Annotated in this window: 26 protein-coding genes and 1 tRNA gene; 12 read left to right on the top strand and 15 right to left on the bottom strand. The window is 47.4% G+C overall.

Annotated elements, in window-relative coordinates; translation table 11 throughout:
* From ACZOTW_RS06850 to ACZOTW_RS06810, 9 genes are all read left to right on the top strand, one after another.
* Window positions 1-100: EF-Tu C-terminal domain-related protein (locus tag ACZOTW_RS06850; protein WP_483997595.1), on the top strand; the 100-nt coding region annotated here is incomplete at its 5' end.
* 105 nt (window positions 101-205) lie between these two features.
* A complete protein-coding gene (gene rpmG / locus ACZOTW_RS06845) occupies window positions 206-364 on the top strand; it encodes a 50S ribosomal protein L33 (protein WP_177746420.1) in 159 nt (52 codons plus the stop codon).
* Window positions 365-374: 10 nt separating this feature from the next.
* A tRNA-Trp gene (locus tag ACZOTW_RS06840) sits at window positions 375-449 on the top strand.
* A 28-nt stretch (window positions 450-477) separates the two neighbouring features.
* Window positions 478-666, top strand: coding sequence for a preprotein translocase subunit SecE (gene secE / locus ACZOTW_RS06835; RefSeq protein ID WP_177746423.1), 189 nt, complete (start codon window positions 478-480; stop codon window positions 664-666).
* Window positions 666-1,196 carry a transcription termination/antitermination protein NusG gene (gene nusG, locus ACZOTW_RS06830; protein ID WP_177746425.1) on the top strand — a complete coding sequence of 177 codons (531 nt, stop codon included), beginning with the start codon at window positions 666-668 and terminating at the stop codon, window positions 1,194-1,196. The genes secE and nusG overlap by 1 nt, the downstream gene beginning before the upstream one ends.
* Before the next feature lie 44 nt (window positions 1,197-1,240).
* Window positions 1,241-1,675, top strand: coding sequence for a 50S ribosomal protein L11 (rplK, locus tag ACZOTW_RS06825; protein WP_177746427.1), 435 nt, complete (start codon window positions 1,241-1,243; stop codon window positions 1,673-1,675).
* A gap of 53 nt (window positions 1,676-1,728) precedes the next feature.
* On the top strand, window positions 1,729-2,403 hold the full coding sequence (gene rplA / locus ACZOTW_RS06820; protein WP_177746429.1) for a 50S ribosomal protein L1: 675 nt from the start codon (window positions 1,729-1,731) through the stop codon (window positions 2,401-2,403).
* Between the two features lie 281 nt (window positions 2,404-2,684).
* Window positions 2,685-3,881 (top strand): hypothetical protein, encoded by a 1,197-nt coding sequence (locus ACZOTW_RS06815; protein WP_483997844.1) that lies wholly within the window; start codon window positions 2,685-2,687, stop codon window positions 3,879-3,881.
* A complete protein-coding gene (locus ACZOTW_RS06810; RefSeq protein ID WP_483997843.1) occupies window positions 3,878-4,879 on the top strand; it encodes a trypsin-like serine protease in 1,002 nt (333 codons plus the stop codon). Before ACZOTW_RS06815 ends, ACZOTW_RS06810 begins: the two co-directional genes overlap by 4 nt.
* A gap of 83 nt (window positions 4,880-4,962) precedes the next feature.
* Here ACZOTW_RS06810 and obgE read toward each other — a convergent pair whose 3' ends face one another.
* The 4 genes from obgE to rplU all read right to left on the bottom strand — a co-directional run bounded on the left by obgE (window position 4,963) and on the right by rplU (window position 7,351).
* Window positions 4,963-6,354, bottom strand: a complete 1,392-nt coding sequence (gene obgE, locus ACZOTW_RS06805) for a GTPase ObgE (RefSeq protein ID WP_483997842.1) — start codon at window positions 6,352-6,354, stop codon at window positions 4,963-4,965.
* Between the two features lie 44 nt (window positions 6,355-6,398).
* The gene (locus ACZOTW_RS06800; protein ID WP_177746441.1) at window positions 6,399-6,542 is read right to left on the bottom strand and encodes a hypothetical protein; all 144 of its coding nucleotides are present in this window, start codon (window positions 6,540-6,542) and stop codon (window positions 6,399-6,401) included.
* Window positions 6,543-6,639: 97 nt separating this feature from the next.
* On the bottom strand, window positions 6,640-7,023 hold the full coding sequence (gene rpmA, locus ACZOTW_RS06795; protein WP_177746443.1) for a 50S ribosomal protein L27: 384 nt from the start codon (window positions 7,021-7,023) through the stop codon (window positions 6,640-6,642).
* A 16-nt stretch (window positions 7,024-7,039) separates the two neighbouring features.
* Window positions 7,040-7,351 (bottom strand): 50S ribosomal protein L21, encoded by a 312-nt coding sequence (rplU, locus tag ACZOTW_RS06790; RefSeq protein WP_428047017.1) that lies wholly within the window; start codon window positions 7,349-7,351, stop codon window positions 7,040-7,042.
* Between the two features lie 194 nt (window positions 7,352-7,545).
* Between rplU and dnaJ the strand changes: the two genes are divergently transcribed.
* A complete protein-coding gene (gene dnaJ, locus ACZOTW_RS06785) occupies window positions 7,546-8,658 on the top strand; it encodes a molecular chaperone DnaJ (protein WP_483997841.1) in 1,113 nt (370 codons plus the stop codon).
* Between the two features lie 101 nt (window positions 8,659-8,759).
* Here dnaJ and mnmA read toward each other — a convergent pair whose 3' ends face one another.
* From mnmA to ACZOTW_RS06765, 4 genes are all read right to left on the bottom strand, one after another.
* The gene (gene mnmA, locus ACZOTW_RS06780; protein ID WP_483997840.1) at window positions 8,760-9,839 is read right to left on the bottom strand and encodes a tRNA 2-thiouridine(34) synthase MnmA; all 1,080 of its coding nucleotides are present in this window, start codon (window positions 9,837-9,839) and stop codon (window positions 8,760-8,762) included.
* Between the two features lie 129 nt (window positions 9,840-9,968).
* Window positions 9,969-11,159 carry an HD domain-containing phosphohydrolase gene (locus ACZOTW_RS06775; protein WP_428038036.1) on the bottom strand — a complete coding sequence of 397 codons (1,191 nt, stop codon included), beginning with the start codon at window positions 11,157-11,159 and terminating at the stop codon, window positions 9,969-9,971.
* A gap of 7 nt (window positions 11,160-11,166) precedes the next feature.
* Complete coding sequence (locus tag ACZOTW_RS06770) at window positions 11,167-12,477, bottom strand: 4Fe-4S dicluster domain-containing protein (RefSeq protein WP_483997839.1); 1,311 nt, start codon at window positions 12,475-12,477, stop codon at window positions 11,167-11,169.
* The gene (locus tag ACZOTW_RS06765) at window positions 12,470-14,464 is read right to left on the bottom strand and encodes an FAD-binding oxidoreductase (protein WP_483997838.1); all 1,995 of its coding nucleotides are present in this window, start codon (window positions 14,462-14,464) and stop codon (window positions 12,470-12,472) included. Before ACZOTW_RS06765 ends, ACZOTW_RS06770 begins: the two co-directional genes overlap by 8 nt.
* A gap of 80 nt (window positions 14,465-14,544) precedes the next feature.
* Between ACZOTW_RS06765 and ACZOTW_RS06760 the strand changes: the two genes are divergently transcribed.
* Complete coding sequence (locus tag ACZOTW_RS06760) at window positions 14,545-15,348, top strand: metallophosphoesterase (protein ID WP_428042163.1); 804 nt, start codon at window positions 14,545-14,547, stop codon at window positions 15,346-15,348.
* A 45-nt stretch (window positions 15,349-15,393) separates the two neighbouring features.
* Here ACZOTW_RS06760 and ybeY read toward each other — a convergent pair whose 3' ends face one another.
* From ybeY to ACZOTW_RS06735, 5 genes are all read right to left on the bottom strand, one after another.
* Entirely contained in the window at window positions 15,394-15,837 is a 444-nt protein-coding gene (gene ybeY / locus ACZOTW_RS06755; RefSeq protein WP_483997837.1) for an rRNA maturation RNase YbeY, read from the bottom strand.
* Window positions 15,834-16,778, bottom strand: coding sequence for a PhoH family protein (locus tag ACZOTW_RS06750; protein ID WP_483997836.1), 945 nt, complete (start codon window positions 16,776-16,778; stop codon window positions 15,834-15,836). Before ACZOTW_RS06750 ends, ybeY begins: the two co-directional genes overlap by 4 nt.
* 36 nt (window positions 16,779-16,814) lie before the next feature.
* Complete coding sequence (locus ACZOTW_RS06745; RefSeq protein WP_177746462.1) at window positions 16,815-18,023, bottom strand: glucose-1-phosphate adenylyltransferase; 1,209 nt, start codon at window positions 18,021-18,023, stop codon at window positions 16,815-16,817.
* A gap of 29 nt (window positions 18,024-18,052) precedes the next feature.
* A complete protein-coding gene (thyX, locus tag ACZOTW_RS06740; protein ID WP_428038045.1) occupies window positions 18,053-18,682 on the bottom strand; it encodes an FAD-dependent thymidylate synthase in 630 nt (209 codons plus the stop codon).
* A 78-nt stretch (window positions 18,683-18,760) separates the two neighbouring features.
* Window positions 18,761-20,065: a hypothetical protein gene (locus ACZOTW_RS06735; protein ID WP_483997835.1), complete on the bottom strand. Its 1,305-nt coding sequence runs from the start codon at window positions 20,063-20,065 to the stop codon at window positions 18,761-18,763.
* A gap of 36 nt (window positions 20,066-20,101) precedes the next feature.
* On the opposite strand from ACZOTW_RS06735, the gene ACZOTW_RS06730 reads away from it, so the two are divergent.
* On the top strand, window positions 20,102-20,488 hold the full coding sequence (locus ACZOTW_RS06730; protein ID WP_428038042.1) for a MazG family protein: 387 nt from the start codon (window positions 20,102-20,104) through the stop codon (window positions 20,486-20,488).
* Window positions 20,489-20,982: 494 nt separating this feature from the next.
* On the opposite strand, the gene ACZOTW_RS06725 is transcribed toward ACZOTW_RS06730, so the two are convergent.
* Together ACZOTW_RS06725 and ACZOTW_RS06720 are read right to left on the bottom strand one after the other, a co-directional pair.
* The gene (locus ACZOTW_RS06725; protein WP_428064412.1) at window positions 20,983-22,383 is read right to left on the bottom strand and encodes an alanine/glycine:cation symporter family protein; all 1,401 of its coding nucleotides are present in this window, start codon (window positions 22,381-22,383) and stop codon (window positions 20,983-20,985) included.
* Between the two features lie 117 nt (window positions 22,384-22,500).
* Window positions 22,501-23,505, bottom strand: a complete 1,005-nt coding sequence (locus ACZOTW_RS06720; RefSeq protein WP_483997834.1) for a phytoene/squalene synthase family protein — start codon at window positions 23,503-23,505, stop codon at window positions 22,501-22,503.
* Window positions 23,506-24,464 lie beyond the last annotated feature (959 nt).

Genomic DNA, 24,464 nt, shown 5'->3' with positions numbered 1-24,464 from the left:
ATTGATTACGCCTGTGGCTATGGAAGAAGGTTTGCGCTTTGCAATCCGCGAAGGTGGCCATACGGTAGGCGCCGGTGTTGTAACCAAAATTATTGAGTAGTAAAATTGTTTAGTTCACTGTGGCGGGGGCATTTAACTATGCCCCCGCAGATAGCGTGAACAGCAATATTTTTAGAGATTTGTTCTCTCTTTTAAGGATAATAAGATGGCTAACGAAAGAATTACAATCGCGCTGGTTTGCACCGAATGCAAGAATAAAAACTATTACCAAGTGCGCGGTAAAAAGAAAGAATACAAGTTGGAAGTCAACAAGTTCTGCAAAAAATGCGGAAAAAGCACCAAGCATAAAGAAGGCAAAGCCTAAGATTTTTTGTGGGAGCGTCGGTTAACTGGTAAACCACCGGTCTCCAAAACCGGGACTGAAGGTTCGAGTCCTTCCGCTCCTGCCAGGTTTTATATCAAGGAAAACGGATATTTATGAATAAAGCAATTAATTTTCTCAAACAATCTGTTGGTGAACTGAGAAAATCCACCTGGCTTTCCAGACAGGAAGTGGTGCAATCCACTATCCTCGTTATGATTGTAGTGGCGTTGGTGTCTGCGTATGTCGGCGTCATTGACTTTGGCCTGACCAAAGTGTTGGGCGCAGTAGTCGGGGGTCGCTAATGGAAGAAAAAGCGTGGTACGTCGTGCATACCCAAACGGGGCACGAGGACAAAGTAAGAGAAAAAATCCTGCTTAATATTGACATCCAGGGCTTTGGGGACCGCGTTTTTCAGGTCCTGGTTCCCACCGAAGAAGTTGTTGAAGTCAAACAAAACAAGAAAATTTTACGCAAACGGAAATTTTTCCCTGGTTATGTGCTGGTACAGATGTTAATGACCAGCGAAGCATATTGGTTTATTAAGAATATTACGGGCGTAACCGGTTTCTTGGGTGATCCTAACCCCGTTCCGCTGCCGGAAGAAGAAATTGCCGGTATCGTGGAACTTACGGATAATCCCTCCGGTAAACCCAAACACGTGGTGGAATTTGAACGCGGCGAAAGCGTCCGTATTACGGAAGGTCCGTTCAAGCATTTCATCGGTGAAGTGGAAGAAGTCAACGAGCAGAAGAATAAACTGAAAGTAATGGTTACGGTCTTTGACCGCAAAACTCCTGTGGAAGTGGACTTCTTGCAAGTAGAAAAGAACTAGATTTTACCGCAGTAAAGCAGTAAAAAATACGGAGTAACAACAAAATGGCAAAAGAGAAAAAAATTAAAGGTTACATCAAATTGCAGATTCCTGCCGGTGCCGCTAACCCGGCCCCGCCTGTGGGTCCGGCTTTGGGCCAGCACGGCGTCAACATTATGGAATTTTGCAAACAATTCAACGCCAAGACGGCTAAAATGGAAAAAGGTATCAAGATTCCGGTCATCATTACTGTTTATGAAGACCGCTCTTTCACCTTTATTACCAAGATGCCGCCTATGGCTGTGCTGATTATCAAGGAATTGGGCCTGGCCAAAGGTTCCGGCGCTCCCCACAAAGATAAAGTCGGCAAGATTACCCAAGCCCAGTGCGAAAAAATCGCTGCGCAGAAATTGCCCGATTTGAACACGAAAGATGTCAAACAGGCCGCCGAAATGGTAAAAGGCACCTGCCGCAGTATGGGTGTGGACGTAGTAAAATAAATTTAAACTGAGGGAGGGCGAAAACGCCCGTTAAAACCTAAGGAGTATTTAAGATGGGAAAAAGATTGGAAGCCGCACAAAAGACGTACGACAAGTCCAAAGTTTACACGATGGCCGAAGGTGCTCAAATCGTAAAAGATAACGCCAAAGCCAAATTTGACGAAACCGTTGAAATCCACGTGAAACTGGGCATTGATACCAAAAAAGCCGACCAGCAGGTCCGCACCACCGTCGCTTTGCCGCACGGTACGGGCAAGACCAAACGCATTGCCGTTATCGCCAAGGGCGAACACGCGCAAGAAGCCCAACAGGCCGGTGCCGACAGAGTCGGTTGTGAAGACATTGTGGAAGAAGTGCTCAAAGGCAAAATTGACTTTGATGTACTCGTTGCCACCCCGGACACGATGAGAGATTTGGCCAAAGCCGCCAAAATCTTGGGTCCGCGCGGTCTTATGCCGAACCCGAAAAGCGGTACTGTAACCTTTGAATTGGCTAACACCATCAAAGCGTTGAAAGCGGGCCGCATTGAGTTCAAAGCCGATGCGTACGGTATTGTGCACGCCATCATTGGCAAAGCGTCCTTTGACGCCGCCAAACTGGCCGAAAACGCCAAGGCAGTAATGGATACTATCCTCCGCGTGAAACCCAGCACCTCCAAAGGTGTGTATGTGCAGAGCGTATCGCTCAGTTCTACTATGGGACCTGGCGTATTTGTCAGTTACAAATAAGTTCTCTTTTGCACACAAAAACCCCGCGACTTTACGGTTGCGGGGTTTTTTGTGCCTGTCTGATAAAACACCTCCGGCGAACTCTGTGGTGTTTTTTCCTCATCCCCAAATGTTTCAATCGGGGCTTTAATAACAGCAAACTGAAATTCTGCACGCGCCGCATCAGCAGACTTTTGGAAAGGAGGGAGAAAAACGGTTTTTATACATTTTTCTCAAAATAACTTTGCTATTTGCTATTATCTTTTTATAATATAAAAAAGCCGTATTAAAGGGGAAATTATATGACAAAATTTTTAGCCCGCACGCTTTGTATTTTCACTTTTTGCTTGTCTGCCTCTGTACTGTTTGCACAAGGGCGGCCTCTTCGCCAGGCTCCCAGTACGCTTACCAAAGCGGTCAAGGCAGCGCACCCCAAAGTGCCGGGCCGGATCTTTTCTTTTCCCCATTTGGAAAAATTGCTGATACAGCGGGAGTTACTTACGCGCCAAGCCTTGGATAAATTGCCGCTGGCGGAGAATTTGCTTTTGCCGGACGAAAAGCCTGCTCTTGCCGTTAGCGGCTGGCCGTGGAAACGCGAACCGTTGGGCCCGTATATGGAACTCCCGTTTTTTAGAAAATTATCGCCCGAAGCCCAGCGTAATTATTTCCTGTCAGCCAATAACCGCGCCATTGCCACTTTGTGGAAACAGCGAGCGGCTTTGTTTAAGGCCATAAAAGCGCGGCAAAACGAATTTTTAACGCAAAAGATATCTAATCCCACCCAGGAGCCTTTCGTGCAAATGGCGGCCCAAATCGGCCCGGAAATCAATCAAGTAATGATAGGAGAAATACACGATTATACCTGGTTGCAGCCCGGCATAAGTTCCTTTTTGGAAGCCTTGCGGGCCAAATACCCGAAGCGCCAAATGGTGTTGGTAACGGAATTTTTGCCGCGGGGCAAAAAAAATATGCGCCCCGCTCGGGATTGGATGCGGCAGGCTAACCCGGAATACGAAACCCTGTTCAATAATGCCACCCGTTTGGGCATACGCATTAAAGGGCTGGAAAGCAATTATATATATTTCCACACGCCGCCAAAAATGGAAATCCCCGGCGTAACGCCAGAGGAAGAAGTGAATATGTGGAGCACTCCCGAAGGGATGCGCGTGCGTAATGCGGATTGGTATCAGGCCATAGCCGAATACCGTAAGGAAATGCCGGATGCTTTGTTTATTGTGTATGCGGGAGCGGCCCATTTGGATTATTCCTACCTTTCTTCTCTCTCCCGTCGTTTTCCGCGCGAGGAAACCTTTATCGGCATGATTTACCCGTATGTGCCGGACGGGAAAGAAATAATGACGTGCGATAATATAGATGAGGTTTTGCCTGCTTTAAATACGGTAAAGTACCTGTCGTGGCCGTCAAAAGACTTACGAAATTTGGCGGGGTTTGATGTGCGTATTAAACTGCCCGAGCCTGCCAAACGGGAAACGAAATGAAGCGGATTTTTTTCCATATTTTCTTTTTATTTTGCACCACTCTTTGCTGGGGACAGGTAAGTATTTTGTCGGTTACGGATGAAGATAAGCACAAAACAAAGGAAGATTTTTACCATACATTTGAATATTTTATTAAACCGGCTGGCGGCGGGCAGCAAAACAAGTGCCAGGCTACGCGGATTGGGCGGCGGTGGTTCGCCACAGCGGCGCATTGTGTCGCGCAGACGTGCCAAAAAGGATGTACAATTCAAATGGATTTATTGGAAAGGCCCGTGTCCGCCTTGGCAAGTGTTACGCATACGCCCAAAAAACCGGCGGTATTTGTCCACCCGGAATATTCGTCCAAAGTATTTGTCAAAAATGATTTTGCCCTTATCCGCCTGGATTTGGACAGGACCTCCCTGGCCTATTACCGGCACGCTACTAAAAAGCAGTCCTACAACCGGGCGCTGACTGCCCAGCAGTTTGCCGCATATTTAGAGCGGAACCGAAAGGTTAAAAGCCAGTTTACGCATATCAAAAGCCCCGAACTGCCCCCGTTGGTTTTGTTTGATAATTTTAACGCCATTATTGATCGTAAAATTTCCGTTATTTCCATTTTTGGCGGCGTGCGCAAAATAGAGCCAGACCCATATGTTGTGCATTATGTAAAAGCCCTGGGGTTTGCTTACACCAAGAACTTTGGCATCCGCAAAGGGATGAGCGGCTCGGGCGTAATGACCAATACCGGGGAATTAATAGGCATTGTGTCTGGCAATATGACCTCCGCCCACTGGGAGAAAAAGAAAGGCGGCGAAAAAGTTCCCGCAGTAGAGGAATTGTTTATGTTCCCTGTATTTAATGCGGACGTGGCTGCCTTTATGGAACAGACTATGGGGAGCGATTATTATAAATTAACTTGGAAAAATGCCTATCCTTCTTTTGTATATAAGTCCCGGCGCAATTATGCTTCCGTCATAGAATCTGTTAATTATATCAATAAACAAAAATCTAAGTAAAAGCCCCGGTGGAAAACGATTACACCCCACATCATTTGTACACTCAATTAAAAAAGCCCCCGGTGAAATGGGGGCTTTTTAAACTAATTGTTCTTGGCTTCCCGCTTGGCCTTTCTGCGGGCGTTGCGCTTGTCCAAACGCTCCTGCTTGGTCGTGCGCCGCTTATAACCGGCGTGTTCGGGTGTGGTCGGGGCTTCGTTATCAAAGTCGCCGTTCCACTCAAACTCCCGTCCGCCTACTACCAAGGAATCGCCGTCCTGCACTCCGTATTTAAGGAGTGCTTTTTCCAATCCTATTTTTTTGAAGATACCGCGCAAGCGCGCAATGGCTTCGGGCTGGTTAAAATTCGTCATCGCGATAAACTCTTCCACTTTTTTGCCTGTAATGTGGATGACGTCTTCTTCGTCGCGGAAAATGGAAAAAATCGGTTCTACCCGGTGCGTAACGGCGGATTGCTTTGTTTCTGCCGGAGGTTCAACCGGGGTAGCGGCCAAAATTTTAACCACTTCATCCAATACTTTGTTTACGCCCTCGCCGGTAGCGGCGGACATTAGCATTACTTTGTGCTTTTTAAACTTCTTTTTAATGGTTTCGTATGCTTTTTGCGCTTCGGGCAAATCCATTTTGTTTACTACGATAATACGCGGTTTGGCAAACAGTTTTTTATCAAAGGTTTTTAATTCGTTTTCAATTACTTTTACCGATTTTTCCGCGTCCATCCCGTTAAATCCTTCCGGGTCCACCAAGTGCAAAAGTACGCGGGTGCGCTCAATATGCTTTAAAAATTGCGTGCCAAGCCCTTTGCCCTCGCTGGCTCCTTCAATAATACCCGGGATGTCGGCAGTTGCAAAACTGAGGCCCTTGTGCAAGGTGATGCCCAGATTAGGGTTCAAGGTGGTGAACGGGTAATCTGCAATACGCGGCCGGGCGGCGGAAATGCGGCTTAAAAAAGTGCTTTTGCCTGCATTGGGGAATCCGACCAGTCCCAAATCCGCCAAAACTTTGAGTTCCAAAAAGAGAGTTACTTCTTCGCCGGGTTGACCGTTTTCAGCAATGTGGGGGGCGGTGTTGTTGCGGGTCTTAAACGACTGGTTGCCGCGCCCGCCCATACCGCCTTTGGCGACGGTAAATTGCTGTCCGGCTTCGGTTAAATCTACCAGAATTTGCCCGTCCTTTTTAACGATAGTACCGCACGGCACGCGGACGATTTTATCTTCTCCCGCGCGGCCTGTTTTATTGTAAGTGCCGCCTTTTTCGCCGTTTTGGGCTTCAATGTGCGGGTTGTACGCCAATTCCAGAAGCGTAGTTAAATTGGGGTCGGCCTGCAAAATAATGTCGCCCCCTTTGCCGCCGCAACCGCCGTTCGGGCCGCCAAACTCAATAAATTTTTCGCGGCGGAAAGATAAGCAGCCGTCCCCGCCTTTTCCGGCGGTGAGGTAAATTTTAACACGGTCTAAAAAACTTCCGGATTGCATAAATTCGTCCTTTCTATACTTAAATCGTTTTGGCCGAAAGCAAATTAATATTCGGTTTGGGCCAGCAGTTTTTTGGATAAACGGCGTTTCGCCTTTGTGCGCGCCCTTTTTACTTTGGCCCGCGCAGGCGACTTGGTGCAGGTGTAAACCCACTCGTCTTGCGAAACGTGCAGTTCGTCCTTTTTCATTTTCTTATTGTATCATACGGGAGATTTTTTGTCCCGCTGAATAACTACAAAAAAAGCGGCAGGAGAACCCCCTGCCGCTTTTTAAACTGTGAAGCGCTTATTTGGCCGCGTCGGCTTTTTTGGCTTTGGCGGGAGCCTTTTTCGCAGCCGTTTTCTTGGCGGCGGGCTTTTTGGCGGCTTTTACAGCCGGTTTTTTAGCAGGCTCTTTGGCTTCTTTGGTTTCCGCAACTTTCGGGTACACGGAAATTTGCTTTTTGCCTCTCGTTACCCATTCAAAAGTAACAATGCCGGCAACGCGGGCAAAAAGGCTGTCATCGCTGCTTCTTGCCACGTTGGTACCGGGCAAGAATTTGGTACCGCGTTGGCGGACGATGATTTCCCCAGCGTTTACAAACTGGGAGCCGTAGCGTTTAATGCCTAAACGCTGGCCGTGGCTGTCTCTTCCGTTGGAGGAAGAACCTTGTGCTTTTGTATGTGCCATAGTTTAGTCTCCCAAGTTATGCTAACTGGATATCCGTAATTTTAATTTGCGTTAAATCCTGTCTGTGGCCGATGGTTCTTTCGTAACCTTTTTTCGGTCTCTTTTTGAAAACGAGGATTTTCGGACCTCTCAAATGTTTTACCACTTGAGCGGTGACCTTGGCCGTGTTACCGGCTTTGGCATCTGCCGAGGTACCTTCTTCGTTAGCGGCCCAGAGAACTTTCAGTTCAATGTTGGCGCCGGCTTCCGCGTCCAGTTTTTCAACCTGCAGATTTTGACCGGGTTTAACCCAGTACTGTTTTCCACCAGTTTCAATAATTGCGTACATAAGTTTATTATACCAAATAAAGAGACACCTCTCCTGCCCCCTTTTACCTTGCGGTGCGGGGCCAAAAGGGCGTTCTCCCTTAATTTGTATATATATTATAACATAAATTTTGCGCTTATGGCGGGGTGTTATTTTCGGCAGACGTGCAGGCAGAGTGCAAATTTAATAAAATATAATAAAGAGATTTGAGGACTATGCCTACTAAAATGAAAGAAGATTATTATCAAATCCTCGGTATTGAGCGCACCGCCACCGAGGTAGAAATTAAGTCTGCGTTCCGGCGACAGGCTATGAAATTCCACCCGGACAGAAATCCGGGCAATAAAGAAGCCGAAGAACAATTTAAAAAAGTAAACGAAGCGTTTTCCGTTTTGTCTGATCCGCAAAAAAAGCAGATGTATGACCAATACGGCCACGAGGGTGTATCGGGCGCAGGCGGTTTTGGCGGCTTTAATGCAGGGGGCTTTGGGGATATTAACGATATCTTCGGCTCTGTGTTTGGCGATATGTTCGGCGGGGCATTTGGCGGCGGACGCCGCGGAGCACCGCGTGCCCAACGGGGGGAAGATTTAAAGTTGGATGTTACCCTGACTTTGGAGGAAGCGTTTGCGGGTAAAGAAGTGCCCGTAGATTATACTCGCCTAGACAACTGCGCCGAGTGCGACGGTTCCGGTGCAGCCCCGGGCTCTGCCCGCAAGACGTGCCGCTCCTGCAACGGAACGGGCACGGTAACGTATTCGCAAGGATTTTTCAGTATGCGCCAAGTTTGTCCCGATTGTGGCGGCAAAGGTACGGTGGTGGAAAAACCGTGTTCCTCCTGTAAAGGTAGCGGTACCAAACGCGTAAAAGAAAATATTACTGTTAAAATTCCCTCCGGTGTGCGTACGGGTGTAACCTTGCGCGTGTCCAACGGGGGCGATATCGGTACCAACGGCGGCGGTTTCGGCGATTTGTATGTAGAAGTGCGCGTTAAAGAGCATAAAATATTTAAGCGTGCGGGAGATGATTTGCTGATTGATGCGCCGATTACTTATCCTCAGGCGGTTTTGGGCGGCAGTATTAAGGTGCCAACGATTGAGGGAAAAGAAATTGAGGTTACAATTCCCAAAGGCACACAGTTTGGCTCTGTGATTAAAGTGCAGGGGAACGGGATGCCTCGCCTGGGGAAAAAGGGTTTTGGCGATTTGCTCGTCAATGTGAAAATTGAAGTGATTAAAAAGCCGACGACCCGCCAAAAGGAACTGTTGGAGGAACTCGCCAAGGAAACAGGCGGCAAAAAGAGTTTCCTCAAAGAGTTGTTTTCGTAAGGTTTATAAAAACAAAAAAGCGGTCTGCCTTTTATCGGCAGGCCGCTTTTTTGTGCAAATCAAAGGACCAACAGTTGGGTGGAGTGCAAAAGTTGTTTGGCTTACTCAATTATTCCGCCGCCGAGAACAATGTCCCCGTTGTACATTACGGCCGACTGCCCCGCAGTAATAGACATTTGAGGTTCGTCAAACGCTGCTTCTATGCGCCCATTTTCAAGCACGCGTACGGTGGCTTTGGCCGGGTTGTGCAAGTTGCGGATTTTAATTTCGCACCGGAACTCTTGCGCGGGTGCTTCTCCCACCACCCACGACACCTTATCTGCCGTTAGTTTTTGGGAGTATAAGGCCTCTTTCGGCCCGATAACCACTTGGTTTTTGGCCGCATCTAACCGCACCACATACATCGGCGTTTTAAAGCCGCTAATACCAAGCCCCTTGCGCTTGCCGATGGTGTAGTGCCACAAACCTTCGTGGCGGGCAACCGCTTGTCCGTCCAGCGTAACGATATCGCCCGGCTTGCTGGGGAAGTTTAACAAATCGTTGTAATCCCCGCAGTAAAAGTCCTGGCTGTCCTCTTTATCGGCTACTTCCAGCCCGGCCTTGCGCGCAATTTCGCGAATTTCGGGTTTGGTCATTTCGCCCAAGGGGAACAGCACGCGGGAAAGTTGCCGCTGGGTTAAGCGGTGCAAAAAGTAACTTTGGTCGCGCGATAAATCTTTGGCTTTTTTCAATAAATATTTGCCCGATTTTTCGTCAAACTCCACGCGGGCATAGTGTCCGGTGGCAAATTTATCAAATTTAATTCCTTGCTTTTCGGCGGCGCTGGGCAAAACGCCGAATTTAATCAAACTGTTACACAGTACGCACGGATTCGGTGTGCGCCCGCAGGAATATTCCAGGCGGAAATTATCCAATACGGCGCGGCGGTACGGGTCCCGGCAGTCCACTTTTACAAAGTCAATGCCGAGTTTGCGGGCAATACCTTCCACCTCTTGTAAATCTTCTTTTTCGGGAGATAAACACGCGTTTTTTTGGTATGGCCCCTCTGGTACCGGGAGCGACGGGTCCCATACAATCATCGTAGCGCCGATGACGTGGTACCCCTTGTCTTTTAAAATAACGGCCGAAGCGGCGGAATCCACCCCGCCGGATAGGCCGATTAGGATTGTCTCTTTTTCCATCAATTCCCTCTTTATGTTAAATTGTACTTTAGGTTGAAAGCCAAAAGGACACTATATTATAGTATTTCCCCTTGTGTGAACGCTACCCATAACCCATAAAAATACCCGGCGGGATAGCCGGGTATTAAATCAGTTGCTTTGGTTTTGCTCCGCCGCGGGGACGGGGGCTGAAACCTCGTGATTGGCGGGATTATTGTTATATAATTTACGCACGGAGGGGTAAATCTTTTTGAACGCCGCCACAATGTGCGGGTCAAACGATTTACCGGATTCTTCCAAAATATACGCGTAGGCATCATCAGTCTTCCACGCTTTTTTATATACGCGGAACATACATAGCGCATCAAACACATCGGCCACCGTTACAATGCGGGCCTCTATCGGTATTTCCTCGCCCTTTAACCCTTTGGGATAGCCCGAACCGTTCCATTTTTCGTGGTGGTAGAGGCTCATCTTGTGAGCGATTTTAAGCACTTGGGAGTGCGCCCCTTCCAAAATGCGCCCGCCGTAAATGGTGTGCGATTTCATTATTTCAAATTCGTCGGGGGTGAGTTTGCCGGGTTTTAGCAAAATGTTATCAGCCAAAGCCACCTTGCCGATATCGTGCAAGGGACTGGCGTTTTTAATCAGTTCGGCATCGTGCTTGTTAAGCCCCAAGGCCAGGGCCAGTAAATAGGAAATAATACTGATATTTTTTAAGTGGGCGCGGGTGTCCTGCTGGTCGCGGTATTCGGCGGTAACGGCCAGCCGGTAAATGGTTTCCAACTGCGCAACGTGGACGTCTTGGTACAATTTGGCGATTTCAATTGCGCTGCCCGCCAAGGTGGCAAGCAAGAGTAAAATTCCCTCGTCTTTTTTGTCAAAGGGGGTTCCGTCGGCCTTGTTGGCTACCTGAAAAACACCTAACACTTTGCCCGAATTGTTTTTAAGCGGAATAGCCAGCATAGAGTGGGTGCGGAAATCAGTTACCATATCCACATCCATAGAAAAACGCGGGTCCTCATAAGCATTGGGCAAGTTGATAGTTTCGCCGGTGCGGGCTACCAAAGAAATTACCCCGTTGCCGTTGAGCGGTACGCGGATTTCGGTATGTTCCAAGCCCCGCCCTTGGGCAATTTTAGACCACAGTTCGTTTTTTTCTACATCTTTTAAATAAATGGTGCACCGCCCTACGTCTAACATTTTGGTAATTTGTTGGGCGATGATATCCAGTAGTTTATCTAATCGGAGTTCGCAGGAGATGCGCGCCCCGAATTCCACCAATAAGTTTAACTTCTCTTCGGCGGAAAGTTTGCCGTTTTCCGGCCTAAATGATTGCATATGCTTCTCACCCGTTTAAGCGTACGAAGTGGTCTGCCTTGGCTGACGGATAAAACTTTTTCAAATAAAAATTTAATTCCAAGACGGACAGCCCTGACAATGTAAACACAGTCCCTGTCTGTGTCCGGGCGGTGCTTTGCACGGCGCGGAGCCAAATTTCGGGCGCGCAGTTAAACCGTACAAAACTATAACCGAACGCGGGAGAATCCGCATCCTTATACAAACACTCTACAAAATTTTTCTTAAAAAGTGTCTTTAAAGTTGTTTGAGCCTTGTCAAAAACTTTGCCCTCACGCAAAAAGAGAGCCCCTTTGTCTAACCGTACGGGCGCATTTTTAAAGTTTTCCGCGCCGGCCGGCTTGCGGGGCAAAATGTCCGTAACAAATTTAAGATTCTTGGCAAATTCCTGCGCTTTTTTGTGCCATTTCGGCCACGCGGTAAAAAGTTGCCCCGCGCGGGACAGAAAGAGATATACATCTATGCTGTCTGTCAGCAAGGGGAGTTTTCCGGCTGTTTCCCAGCGGACCAGCAGCCTTTTAACCGTGCGGCGGCTTTGGCGCAGATTTCCATATACATAATCAAACAGACCGCTTGGTGTGTTGTTCCATACGGCGGTGCGGTATTTTTGGTTGGCGGTTTTTAAAACCGTTGCGGCTAAATCAGGGATGCAAAATTCCGCTTCCAGCGAGGGCAAATAAATGAGCGATGGCTTTTCGGGCGCGGTGGAAATACCCTGCTGTTTAAGCACTTTTGCAAGGGATGGGGTGTGGCGGGGAAGAATTTGGCTTGCATAATTTACCCACCCAAAGCCGCATAAACGGGCGAGGCCGGTTTTGTTTGCCATAAAAACAATTCCGCACACCCGCAAAAAGACTCCCAGCCGTACTAGGCGGCTAAATAAGCGCGGGTGCTTTGTGCGCCAGGCAAGAAGCGTAAACAAAGTTTTAGGCAAGGTGTTTAGTTGTAAGGTCCGGCGCAGTTCCAGCATATGTTCGGCCGTTGGAATTTTGCCTGCACAGGCTTGCGTACAACGTCCGCACAACAGACAGGAGTTGACGGTTCGTTCCAACAGCGCGCGGCTGTTTTTTACGTTTAATTTTTTTTCGGCTATCAAGCGCGCCAGTTGATTGCGCCCGCGTGGAGAAAAAGTTTCCTCATGGGTCAGCCAATAGGTTGGGCAGGCTTGCTGGCAACTTCCGCAACGGTTGCAAAAGCAAAGGGAGTCATATACGCTTCTTTCGCCAAACGGTGTATCCAACAGCGTTAAATGCCGTTTAGGGTGCAAGGGGTCTAGTTGTGGCGGAATCAAATCAAACATTTTTTTCTCCTGCCAAAATAGGGAATAAATCCCCGGGGTCTAATTGCTTCTTAATAGAAGCCCAGAGCAAATGGCCGTTTTCGCGCACAAACGGCTTTTCCGGGGCTGCGGGAACGGGCTTGGCATAGATTTTGAAAGTCAGCCGGGTTACAAGGCCCAAAGTTCCTTGTGAGCCTGCAAACAGGCGGGTTAAATGATATCCGGCGGCATTTTTCATTAGTTTGCCGCCATAGCGGACGAGCGAGCCGTCCGGCAAGAGGGCTTCTATCCCCAAAACCTGCGCGTAAAAGGACGGCAGAGAGCCGGAACAGAAAGCCCCGCCCAAAGTTCCCTTGCCGTTAGGCAAAATGCTGTAAACCCCGGCTTGTGTTAAGGCGCGTGCCAAATTTTTTAATGTAACGCCCGCCTCGGCGGTTACCGTGTAATTAGTCTTATCTATTTCCAAAATTCGGTTTAGCGTTTGGGTGGAAAGCGCGTTGGCTCCCTTGGTTTTTAAGCGGGAGTTTTCCCCGGTAATCAGGCACGGCGCGTGTGCTTTTTTGCGCAATAAAATTTTTTCTGCCAGTTGTTTTGTTGCGGCGGATAAGGGTGCTTGTTCCCGGGCTTTTTCCGCATAATTAACCGGAATTAATTTAAGCGGATTGGCTAAATTATCCGGGTCAAAGGCGTGCTTGATTTGCGCAAAAAGGTCCAAGGTCGGTTTATCGTATTGGTAAGCCATTACGGCGCGCTTTTCTACGCCTACTCCGTGTTCTCCCGATACAGTGCCCCCGCAATCCACGCAAGCCTGTAAAATTTCTTTTAGTGCTTTTGTTACGCGGACGGTGTCCGGACGGTTTCGCTCGTCAAAGATAATTTGCGGGTGAAAATTACCGTCGCCCGCGTGGAAAAGCAAACTTGCGTAAATGTGTTGTTCGTCCAAAATACGGCGCACCTTTTCTAATGCGCGCGGAAGTTCGCTCCGCGGTACGGTGCCGTCGCCCACCATTACATTGGGGGCCAAGCGGGCCATTGATGCATATGCCGCCCGTCGGCCGAACCATAACTTTTGGCGTTCGGCTTCCGTTTTAGCCGGCAAAAATTTAAGCGAGTGATTTTTCAGGCAAATATCTTCCAACTGTTTTTCCTGCTCGGAAATTTCAGCGGGAGTGCCGTCCAACTCTAAAATCAGCAGGGCTTTTGCGTCCAACGGGTAGCCCGCGTGGGCAAATTCCTCCACGGCGCGGGTGGTAACGTCATCCATGGCTTCCACACACCGCGGGATAATGCCCTCAGCGGCTAAATCGCTGACCGTTTGCACACTGTCTGCAAGAGAGGGGAATGTTACCAAAAACGTTTTAATATGCTTGGCCGCGGGCAGAATCCGCACTTTTAATTGTTTAATTATGCCGAGCGTGCCTTCACTCCCGGCAATAAGTCCAATAAAATCCGGTCCGCCGTCTTGGCGGGATAAATGAAGTTCCGTTCCGTCGGGCAACACGAAATCAATTTCCAAAACGTGGTCTATGGTGCCGCCGTATTTCATACAACGTGCGCCGCTTGCGTTTTGGGCCAGGTTGCCGCTTAACGTGCAAACGCGCTCGCTGGCGGGGTCCGGCGCGTAAAAGAAGCCAAGCGGAGCAAGGGCATCTTGCAGGTCTCCCCCGGTAACGCCCGGCTCTACCCACGCAAACCCCTCTTGGGTGTTTATTTGTAAAATTTTGTTTAGCGGAGCCACATTTAAAATAATGCCCCCGTTTAAAGCGGCGCAACTGCCGGCGTGGTTGGTGGCACTGGCGCGCGGCACAAAAGGGATATGATAAGCGTGCAAAACCTTTAACACCGGGGCAATTACTTCTGCCTGGCGCAAGTGGATAAGGGCGTTCGGCCGCGTGCGTGAAAGCGAACAGTCGTATGCGTAAACGGAAAGGGAAACCTCATCAGTCAGCAGGTTTTCTTTACCCACTATTTTTGTCAGTTCGGCGAAAGCGGCGGACGGTATTTTCATAAATTCCTACAAATTTTATACGTACCAACGTAAACTTTTTGTATATTATTATTATATTATTTGTATAAGGTACAAAACCAATGCAAACCCAAAAGAACCCCAAGCGTGTGGTGGTAGTAGGCGACGTACACGGACAGTTTGACCCGTTTGTTAAAATTTTGCGCCACGCAAAATTGATAGACGGACAAAACAACTGGTGCGGCGGACACGACCGTTTGGTGCAAATGGGGGATATTTTTGACAGAGGACCCTTTTCCCGCAAGGTGGACGACTTGTTGGACACTATCCAGCAGCAGGCCAAAACGGCGGGCGGAGAGGTGGTGCGCTTGGTAGGCAATCACGAATTGGAGCCGCTTTTGTCTAACTTTGTTATTTCCGGTTTTAGCAAAGAGGAAGCCCAGTTTATGCGCGAAAAAATGACCCGCCAGGTGCTCTGTGGGGATTTGCGCGCTGCCTATGCCTACAAAGGGTATTTATTCACGCACGCGGGTGTAACGCATAAATTGTACCGTATTTTTCAAATGCAGTTGGACGAGCCGAGTTCCAACAATTTAGCGGTGCTGATTAACCTGATTTTTAAGGAATCCATTAAACACGAATTTTTTAAGCACCCGATTTTCAACATCAGCATTCACCGCAAAGGAGTGAACCGCTTTGGCGGGATTTTCTGGGAAGATTTGGACGATTTGGTGTCTTCTTATCCGGTCAGCCCGGTGTGGCAGATTGTGGGCCATACGCAGGTGGTTCATATTGTGGTGGATAAAACGGCGCGGATTATTCCGGTGGATGTGGGGTTGCACCGCAAATTGCAATATTTAGTGCTGGACGAAAAGGGCGTTCCCGAAATTGTGGACGTACCTGACGACCAACCGGCAGAGAATTAAATAAAAACAGCGAGCATTAAATATGCCCGCTGTTTTTTTGTGCTTTTATTTTTTGAGAACGGCGGATATTATTTTTTCGGCTTGGCGGTCCATTTCTGCGCGGTCTTCGGGGTCGTGGTCGTCCATTCCTGATAAATGCAACGCGCCGTGCGTAACATACATCATCATTTCCTGCAAAGCCGTATGCCCGAAGTTTTTTGCATTTTGCCGGGCTACTTGATAACATACAAAAATATCACCAAACTCCCACGGCTCCCCGGTATCAAACGGCGGACGCTCGTTATTAAACGAAATAACATCCGTTATATAGTGGTGGTCCAAAAATTCCTTGTTTACGCGCAGAATTTCTTTTTCGTCCACAAAAATAACATTTACCTCAATGTTTTGTTTGGCAAAATGTTTTAGCCCGCGCTCCAAGCAGGCCTTGAATAAGCCTGTTTTGCGCAGGTGTTTGGGAATATCGGTATTGTAAAAAATGTGCGAAATCATTTGGTTGTTCCTGTATGTTTTTTATCCCACTTGTTATAAGCGGAAATAATATCTTTTACCAGCGGATGACGTACGACGTCCTCGCCTGTAAACTCCACAAAGGCCACTCCTTTAACTTTGGATAATACCTCTGCCACCTGCAAAAGTCCGCTTTCTTTTTTATTGGGCAGGTCAATTTGCGAGAGGTCGCCGTTTACAATCATTTTAGAGCCGATGCCCATACGGGTTAAAAACATCTTCATTTGGGCGGGCAAGGTGTTTTGTGCTTCGTCTAAAATGATAAACGACCTTTCCAGCGTCCGTCCGCGCATATAGGCCAGGGGTACAATTTCCAAAATGTTGTTGTATTTAAGCGAGTTGAATTTTTCCATCCCCAGCATAGAATAAAACGAATCATAAATAGGCCGTAAGTACGGGTCCACTTTTTCTTCAATATCCCCCGGGAGAAAGCCCAGTTTTTCACCTGCTTCCACAATGGGGCGCGTAACAACAATGCGTTCCGTCATCCCCAGTTCCAGGGCGCGTAATGCGCACGCACAGGCCAAAAAAGTTTTTCCCGTTCCGGCAGGCCCGGAAGAAATGACGAGGTCGTTTGCAAAGACCGCTTCAATATATTTCTTTTGGTTTTCGCTCCGGGCTTCTATGGGTTTGGCGTGCTCGGGACGGAATACAATATTGTCAGTAAAGGGGCGGTTGTCTTTTAACAAATCAAGCGGCCTTTTTTCGGCGTTTAACGAGAGGTCCTTTTGCAGTTTGGCAAGGGCCTTATCCACACGGGAATTAGTGCCTTTTACGGAAAGTTCGGCCCCCGCGCCGTCCTCATCATACTTTACAAAGACGGTTACTTTAAAAGTTTTTTCCAAAGCGCGGAGTTTACGGTCCTGAATGCCGAGCGCAATTAAAATTTCTTCTTGGTTTTTGAGTTTTAGGGTTTTAATCATATACAAAAAAGCGCGGCCTGTAAGCCGCGCTTTCGGTTAGAATTTACTCTTGCCGCGCGGGATAACCACAATGCCCGAAGGGTCAATGTAGTATTTTTGCGAGTCGGCTTCCGTATCGTGCCCAATGGTTTGTTTGGGGGCGATGGTGTTAAAGCGGTCCATAATTACCTTTTTGAGTTTGGCTCCCGCCTTAATTTCGCAATTATCCATAATCACACAGCCTTCTAATTCGGCTCCTTCGCCGACCGTTACGCTGTCGCTGATGACGCAGTTTTTAATTTTGGCCTTGGGGTGAATAATGCACCCTGCGCCAATCATAGAATTAACCACGGTTCCGCCCAAATATTTAGTGGCCGGCACGCGGTTAAGCGTGGTGCTAATCGGCCATTTGGGGTTATTTAAGTCCAATTTAGGCGTAGGCCCCAACAAGTCCATATTGGTCTGCCAAAACGATTCAATCGTTCCCACATCGCGCCAGTAGCCTTGTTCTTCGTAAGGTTTGGCCCCGGGGAGCGTTTGGCTTTGGAAATTATAGGCGAAAGTACGGTGGTCTGCCAAAATTTTAGGCAAAATATGCTTACCGAAATCCAGCGCGGGAACGTCGCAGAAACGCTTTTGCAACACTTGTAACAGAACATCCGTGTTAAAAATATAGTTACCCATAGAGGCATAGGCTGCTTTGGGGTTACCCGGGATACATTTCGGGTGGGCGGGCTTTTCGTCAAACTGGACAATACGGCCCGTTTCGTCCGTTCCCAGCACACCGAAAGCCGACGCTTGTTCCAACGGAACGGTATTGGCTGCGACGGTAACGTCCGCCTTGTTTTTTAAGTGATAGTCCACCATTTGCCGCACATCCATACGGTAAATGTGGTCCGCTCCGAAAATGGCTACCAAATCGGGTGCGAAATCTTTTACCAAGTTAATGTTTTGACGTACGGAGTCTGCCGTCCCGCGATACCAAATTTCACCCAAGCGCATTTGCGGCGGCACGCAGGTTAAAAAATGGTCCGGAATGATGCCTTCACTTCTCCAAGTAGTGCGCAAATATTCAATTAAACTTTGCGATAAATACTGCACCAATACATAAGAGGAAAAAATCCCCGAGTTGACGAAGTTGGACAGTACAAAATCTACGATTCTGTATTTGCCCCCGAACGGAACGGAAGGCTTGGAGCGGTCCTTGGTCAACGGATAAAGACGCTCCCCTTTGCCCCCGGCCATAATCATACCGAGTATTCTCATAAATATTTCCCTTTTTTAGTTAGACTTAATTATTCAGAGCCTAACGGCAAGTGTTTGTTTAATGATTCAAACGCTTCCCACGACCACGGCATTTTTTCCGCCACGATTTTGGCGATTTCATCCGCATATACGCGGATTTCCTGCTGGGCGTGTTTATCCATACGCAAGCATAAGAAGTTAAACAAACTGCGGGCGTTTACGCTCCAATAAAACTGGGTATATTGGCACACGGGCAATACCCCGCGGGCCATTTCGCGTGCGACACCGGCTTCCAACAATTTGTGGTAAGCGGCGTAAGAGGCTTCCACGCTGTCTTCATAAATTTTGCGCAGGGCTTCGTTGTCTAATTGGGAGTCAGCCACGGAGCCTTGTTTGTTTTTTGTATCCTGCCCGCGGAATTTAGACGGAATATAAAACTCGTCCTTTACTTCGGTATAGCGGGCGCTGACTTCGTTATAAGAACCCCAGCGGTGGCGCATCCATTGGCGCGCGACAAAAATCGGGCAGCAAATATGAAATTGGAAATAGCAATGTTCAAACGGAGTATGGTGAGCGTGTTCCATTAAATATTTAATGAGCCGTTTATCCTGCTCCGGCCCTTTGGATACGGCTCCAAAGGATACGCGGGCGGATTGCACGGCACGGTCATCGCCCCCCATAAAATCTACCAAGCGCACAAAGCCCTTGTCCAACACGTTGATTTTTTCACTAGATTGTGGCACGAGTTCTTCTCCTGATTATTTAAAAATTTCCACGACGGAACTGTTCCCGTCCGGCAATACTTCGGCGGTCAAAACGGCCTTGTCCGTGCAGGCGGTGTCATATACCACGCCGTCCAATTCTACCGTATCGGTAACGGACAGGCGGCCCTTTTCAAAGGCCAAAAAATGAATTTTGCTGCTTTTGTATTGTCCAAAAGTGTCAGACAAAATGCCTAATTTGGATATATTTTCCACGGCTGCCAAGGTGGCGCGGCCCTCCGGCCCAAAGACTTGGACGGACGGGTAAAATTTCAAAATCTCTTGCTTATATTTTACACGATTTGGAGCCGCGGCGAACAAATCTTTGCTTTCTGCCCGTTTTCCGCTAGCCGTTACAAGCCGCAAGGGCCCGTTGGAAGATGTATAAATAATATTTTGGACATCGGCGGATTCTACGGCATAGCGGTTGAGCCCCGTCAGCCAGTTGCGGTAGGTGCTTAATGTTTCTTTGGCGGGGGCAAACTTACCGTCCGTATAGGCTATTAAGCGGGCATTCCCTGGGTACGCACCCGAGACAAACGGCTTTTGGAGCCAGATTTGTTTGTTTTGTCCGCAGCCCAGTTCTTTGGCAAAATAGGATAAAGTGGCAATTTCTTTTAATGCGTCGTTTTGGTTTTCCAGTACGGCGGTAGAAATAGTTTGGCGTTTTTCGTCAAAATACGAAACAAAAATTTGTGCTTTTTTATCTTTTACCGGTGCGGCGGATACGGTTAATACACGCTTGCCGGCGGGTAACGTGAAGGAGAGTTCTTCCTTTAACGTGTTCTTTTCTCCTTGTGTCCATACGGTTACTTGGCCTTTTTTAGAAAGAGTAATAAAATTATCCGCTCCTGTTATATTGGCTTCGGTTACGCCGATAATTTCCTGCTCCACGGGTTCATAGACGGTTTTGCGGTGCGTGGAGGTTTTGGCGGCTTCTTGCACGGTAACGGCAGGGGCTTGCGGTGCGGGGGCTGTGGCGGTTAAAACAACTTCCTGCCCGACGGAAATGCGTTTGTCGGCCGCTACCTCGCCAATGGCATAAAGTGGTTGTACTTCCACGATTTTGCCCTCTTGGGAATAGTTATACACCAGCCCTAAATCTTTCCCGGTTTTGGGGTTGGTTAATTTTTCAGCAGAGAGGATAACCTTAAACAAATCGCCCTTTTGCACATTACGGTTTAAAACAGAGGTGTCTAAATAGACTTTATTACCGTCCACGCGCACGACCATTACTTGCGCTTGCAAGCAGGCTGAGAAAAAAAGAAAAGCGGTTAGCATAAATAAAAATTTATTTTTCATATAATAATGGTATAGCATTTTTACCCGGAGTGAACAATGAAAAAAAATAACTTTGCCGATTTAGTAGAAACCTTTGCCGTTTTGCGCGGGCCTAACGGTTGCCCGTGGGATAAAAAACAAACGCACGAAAGTTTAATTAAATGTTTGCAAAACGAATCGCAGGAACTGATTGATGCCATTAATAAGAAAGATGATGAAAATATGAAAGAGGAGTTAGGGGATGTGCTTTTGCAGGTGTTAATGCACAGCCAGATTGCCGCCGAAGAGGGCAAATTTACCATTGATGACGTAATCCAAGGCCTGTACGACAAACTCCACCGTCGCCATCCGCACGTGTTTGGAGACCTTGCCCACGCCGCAAGTGCCGAGGAAGCCCTGGCCCTGTGGAAGGAAGCCAAACGGAAAGAGCGCGAAGGCAAATAAAGGTAACGCCTGTTGTTTGCGAAAAGAGTGAGGTTCAACTAATCAATGGAGCGCGCATAGAGTTCTCCGGCCCGGAGGGTCTTTTACTAACTAAATTGTATGCAGGACTAGACGCGAGTGAGGAAGGAATACTGGCGGAAACGCGCGCTAAACAAAACTACGCGACTTTGCAGAAAGAGTGTTGCTCAACTAATCGGCGGAGCGCACATAGAGTTCCCCGGCCCGGAGGGCCTAAAAAAACCCCCGCATATTATTTCGGGGGTTTAGCTCATTAGTGTCATTACTATGTTCCTCTTTCCTAGGGAGGCTCCGTTTCCGGGTCTTATGCAATAGGAAAACACACTGTGCTCTCACAACTGCAACCAAGGATATCGGGCTGTTCCCAAGTACTTTGTACTATTACTATAAGCGTATTTTCTTTTTTTTCAAGGCCTATTTTTATATGGGTCTTTTTTATTAAAAAACCGGGGTGTTTCCAATTACCCCGGTTTAAATTATTTCTCCCACGCTTCGGAACGGCCGATAGAGGGTATTTCCTCCGGATGAAAATGCGGGTCTAGCCCTTTTTCTTTTTGTTTGCGGTAATCAGCCAGCGCATCAATGACTTGTGTGCGCAACCGCAAAATGGCGTAAATGTTCATCAGTGCCATCGCCGCCATAAACAAATCGGCCAAATTCCATACCAGTTTTAATTGCAACACCGCACCCGAAAGCACCATTAGCGTTACCCCTGTGCGGAAAACCAGCATTACGCTTTTTTTGCGAGTGATAAATTCCACATTGGCCTGCCCGTAGTAATAATTGCCGATAATAGAGGTAAAGGCAAAAAGCAATACGCTGGCTGATAGAAAGTAATTGCCGAAATTGCCCAGTTGAAATGTGAGAGCCTTTTGCGTAAGTGCAATCCCTTCTAACCCCGGAAATTGCTGATAGTTGGACAGTAAAACAATAAAGGCCGTGCAACTGCAAATAACCAGCGTATCAATAAATACGCTAAATGCCTGTACATAACCCTGTTTTACCGGGTGTGAGGTGTGGGCGGTGGCGGCGGCATTGGGAGCGCTGCCCATACCTGCTTCGTTGGAAAACAACCCGCGGCGTGCGCCTGTCATAATGGTAGCACCCAGGGTGCCGCCTGCGACATTGTGCCAACTGAACGCATCAGAAAAAATAAGACCGAAAACGTGAGGCAACTTATCCAAGTTTAATATCATTACCACGAGTGTAAGGATAATATATGCTCCGGCAAAGACAGGCACGATAATAGCCGAAAAACGCGCAATGCGTTTTAGCCCGCCAAAAATAATAATGGCGGTAAGCGCCGCCAGAACAATGCCGCAAATAGACGTATCCAAATGGAAAGTAGCATTTAGCGATTGGGCAATAGTGTTAGATTGCACCGAGTTAAACACAAAGGCAAACGTCAGCGTGATAATGACGGAAAATGCCAAGCCCAATTTGGGGCTGTGCAGGGCATTTTTCATATAGTAGGCCGGCCCTCCGCGAAAATGCGTGCCGGTTTTTACCTTATGTATTTGGGCAAGCGTGCTTTCGGCAAAAGCAGAAGCGGAACCGATAACCGCGATGAGCCACATCCAAAAAATAGCGCCCGGTCCACCTACGGTAATGGCGATAGCCACCCCGGCAATATTGCCGGTTCCCACGCGTGCGGCGGTGCTGATAGCAAAGGCCTGAAAGGGGGAAATGTGCCCCGTGCCGCGGGTTTCTTCGCCGCCGCTTATCATTAGTTTAAGCATTTCTTTGGGGCGGACAAACTGTACGAAGCGGGTGGCAATCGTAAAGTAGAGGCCAGCAAAAATCAGCGCGGCCATAAGCACATATCCCAAAAAATAATCATTGATGAGGGATATGGCGTGAGTCAATAGTTCAGTCATTAAAACTCCTTAATTTATAGGTATTGCGGGTACAATAACAAAACGGGAGTCCTTCAAAAAATACATTTTATAGTATAGCGCATTTTGAAGGAAAGCGAAACAATTTTTTATGGAAATTTAGTTGAATTTGTCCAGTTTGCCGGTTAGCCACCTATTAAACAACAGATTGCTGATAAGTATCGGCGGAGTGCAGAGCATAGTGGAGTAAATGTTAGAGCGCGGAATTTTCACGCGCTTTTGCGGGTTTAACAGGTCAGGGGTTTGCCATACTTTTAAGAGGGTGTCTGCCGTCCATAATACGGGCCACGCTACGGCCGCCCGCCCGCCGGGCTGCCATTTGGGTAATTGGGCAAAATAGCGCACGGCGCTTTTGAGGTTGTTCACGCCCCATAAAATCCATTTGCGTTTAACGGGTTCAAAACGGGTGGCATTTTCTGGAATTAATAAATCTGCGGCAGTAAGGCCGTTTTGGGCCAGGTCCTGTGCGGGGAAATAACACCGTCCGATGCGTAAATCTTTGGGCAAGTCGCGCAAAATATTAACGATTTGCAATGCGTCCCCAATATGTTGCCCGAGTTCGTAAAACTCTTTTTCCGGCATATCAATTTTTGTGGTGGTGCAAATAAGGCGGCTCCAAAAAAGGCCGGGTTTGCCGCCCATTAAACGGCAATAATGTTGTAAATCGTCGGAGGTTTGGAAAGCTTGTATTTGGGCAGAGTGCTCCTCGGAAAAAGTATTTAAGTCAATCTTCATCCCGTCGCAAACCGCTTGCACCACATCCATAATAATAGACAGTTGTTTGGCAGACACTTGATTTAATACCTGCAAACAGGACGGAAGATTTTTAATAAGTTCCTTTTCGTAAGGGTTTTCACTCCCGCCGCAAATTTCACTTGCTAAGAGGGAAATTTCTTGCCGGTTCTGCTCGTTTAACAGGTGCGGGAAACGCTCTATCCAATAAAGCCGCCGTTGAGCGGGCAGAATAGAAGTGTCGGCAATCGTATCGGCGTAGCGGCAGAGTAAATAGGCTATGCCAAATGCCGGGCGCATATTGCCGGGAAGCGCCTGAACGCTTAAATACAAACTGCGGGAAGTGTTTTTTAAGAGCGTCTCAATATCCATATATATAAGGATAGCAAATTTAGTGCGTAAAAAATAATTGACACCCGGCCGGAAAAAAAGCATAATATAAATATGCAAATGTTAAACGTAAATTACTGCATTAACCACTCCTCCTTTAACCCGATTAATTGGCTAAAGGAAGAAGTTGTTTATGCGGGCGTTTAATGTAATTTGATTTTATTTTTAATAGAACCCCGCTTATTAATGAAATAGGCGGGGTTTTTATTTAACGATTTCCGGTCTAACGGCCGGAGAAAAAAACGGGTACAACAAAAAATAAAGAGGGCTTGCGCGTTACGCGCGGCCTTCTTTTTTGTGCCTTGCGGCTGTCCGGTCCTTTTAGTATATATAAGGATAGCGAAAATATGATGCCAGGTTGGCTTGACAACATTTTCAAAATCAGTTATACTTAATACATAAGGAAACAAAAAGGATTTGTTTCCAGAGAAGTTTTCAAGAGCCCTTTTTCAAGTTTTTGAAAAAATAGAAAAATGGGTCTTGACTTTTCTGTCTTTTTTTGTTAGACTATATGAGTAGTCAAAATTGTTCTTTAAATAATTAGCAAACTTCTTTAAAGTTTTTACCAATCAATTATAAGCAGAAAACTTTTTGACAGCGAAACACCTCCTTATATTAGAAAAGGCGACCGGTGGACTGAGCCTAGCCAATCAAGTTAGTCTTATAATAAATAAAGTAAAAACACTTATCGTTAGGTCTTATCCCTTCGGCCCTCAGCGGCCACGACTTCCTTGAATAATCAAGAAGTATAAAAAGACTTGACAAATTGATTTAAAAATGTTTTAATAATAAATGTAGTCAGTGAGCATACTACAAGTTTTCAAGGGTTTTAAATAACACTTGACAAACATTTAAAAAAATGCTTAAATAAAAGAGTAGTAAGGGTTGAGCGTTTTAAACAAGAGTTTAAAAAGGCTTGACAGGTTGAAACAGATTTGCTA

Source organism: Candidatus Avelusimicrobium sp. (genome assembly GCF_056976295.1).
This window is presented reverse-complemented; position numbering and strand designations above follow the sequence as displayed.

Excerpts from the sequence above, each read along its gene's own strand:
- rpmG (WP_177746420.1), top strand. The coding sequence starts at position 206 with ATGGCTAACGAAAGAATTACAATCGCGCTGGTTTGCACCGAATGCAAG.
- secE (WP_177746423.1), top strand. The coding sequence starts at position 478 with ATGAATAAAGCAATTAATTTTCTCAAACAATCTGTTGGTGAACTGAGA.
- nusG (WP_177746425.1), top strand. The coding sequence starts at position 666 with ATGGAAGAAAAAGCGTGGTACGTCGTGCATACCCAAACGGGGCACGAG.
- rplK (WP_177746427.1), top strand. The coding sequence starts at position 1,241 with ATGGCAAAAGAGAAAAAAATTAAAGGTTACATCAAATTGCAGATTCCT.
- rplA (WP_177746429.1), top strand. The coding sequence starts at position 1,729 with ATGGGAAAAAGATTGGAAGCCGCACAAAAGACGTACGACAAGTCCAAA.
- ACZOTW_RS06815 (WP_483997844.1), top strand. The coding sequence starts at position 2,685 with ATGACAAAATTTTTAGCCCGCACGCTTTGTATTTTCACTTTTTGCTTG.
- ACZOTW_RS06810 (WP_483997843.1), top strand. The coding sequence starts at position 3,878 with ATGAAGCGGATTTTTTTCCATATTTTCTTTTTATTTTGCACCACTCTT.
- obgE (WP_483997842.1), bottom strand. The coding sequence starts at position 6,354 with ATGCAATCCGGAAGTTTTTTAGACCGTGTTAAAATTTACCTCACCGCC.
- ACZOTW_RS06800 (WP_177746441.1), bottom strand. The coding sequence starts at position 6,542 with ATGAAAAAGGACGAACTGCACGTTTCGCAAGACGAGTGGGTTTACACC.
- rpmA (WP_177746443.1), bottom strand. The coding sequence starts at position 7,023 with ATGGCACATACAAAAGCACAAGGTTCTTCCTCCAACGGAAGAGACAGC.
- rplU (WP_428047017.1), bottom strand. The coding sequence starts at position 7,351 with ATGTACGCAATTATTGAAACTGGTGGAAAACAGTACTGGGTTAAACCC.
- dnaJ (WP_483997841.1), top strand. The coding sequence starts at position 7,546 with ATGCCTACTAAAATGAAAGAAGATTATTATCAAATCCTCGGTATTGAG.
- mnmA (WP_483997840.1), bottom strand. The coding sequence starts at position 9,839 with ATGGAAAAAGAGACAATCCTAATCGGCCTATCCGGCGGGGTGGATTCC.
- ACZOTW_RS06775 (WP_428038036.1), bottom strand. The coding sequence starts at position 11,159 with ATGCAATCATTTAGGCCGGAAAACGGCAAACTTTCCGCCGAAGAGAAG.
- ACZOTW_RS06770 (WP_483997839.1), bottom strand. The coding sequence starts at position 12,477 with ATGTTTGATTTGATTCCGCCACAACTAGACCCCTTGCACCCTAAACGG.
- ACZOTW_RS06765 (WP_483997838.1), bottom strand. The coding sequence starts at position 14,464 with ATGAAAATACCGTCCGCCGCTTTCGCCGAACTGACAAAAATAGTGGGT.
- ACZOTW_RS06760 (WP_428042163.1), top strand. The coding sequence starts at position 14,545 with ATGCAAACCCAAAAGAACCCCAAGCGTGTGGTGGTAGTAGGCGACGTA.
- ybeY (WP_483997837.1), bottom strand. The coding sequence starts at position 15,837 with ATGATTTCGCACATTTTTTACAATACCGATATTCCCAAACACCTGCGC.
- ACZOTW_RS06750 (WP_483997836.1), bottom strand. The coding sequence starts at position 16,778 with ATGATTAAAACCCTAAAACTCAAAAACCAAGAAGAAATTTTAATTGCG.
- ACZOTW_RS06745 (WP_177746462.1), bottom strand. The coding sequence starts at position 18,023 with ATGAGAATACTCGGTATGATTATGGCCGGGGGCAAAGGGGAGCGTCTT.
- thyX (WP_428038045.1), bottom strand. The coding sequence starts at position 18,682 with ATGGGGGGCGATGACCGTGCCGTGCAATCCGCCCGCGTATCCTTTGGA.
- ACZOTW_RS06735 (WP_483997835.1), bottom strand. The coding sequence starts at position 20,065 with ATGAAAAATAAATTTTTATTTATGCTAACCGCTTTTCTTTTTTTCTCA.
- ACZOTW_RS06730 (WP_428038042.1), top strand. The coding sequence starts at position 20,102 with ATGAAAAAAAATAACTTTGCCGATTTAGTAGAAACCTTTGCCGTTTTG.
- ACZOTW_RS06725 (WP_428064412.1), bottom strand. The coding sequence starts at position 22,383 with ATGACTGAACTATTGACTCACGCCATATCCCTCATCAATGATTATTTT.
- ACZOTW_RS06720 (WP_483997834.1), bottom strand. The coding sequence starts at position 23,505 with ATGGATATTGAGACGCTCTTAAAAAACACTTCCCGCAGTTTGTATTTA.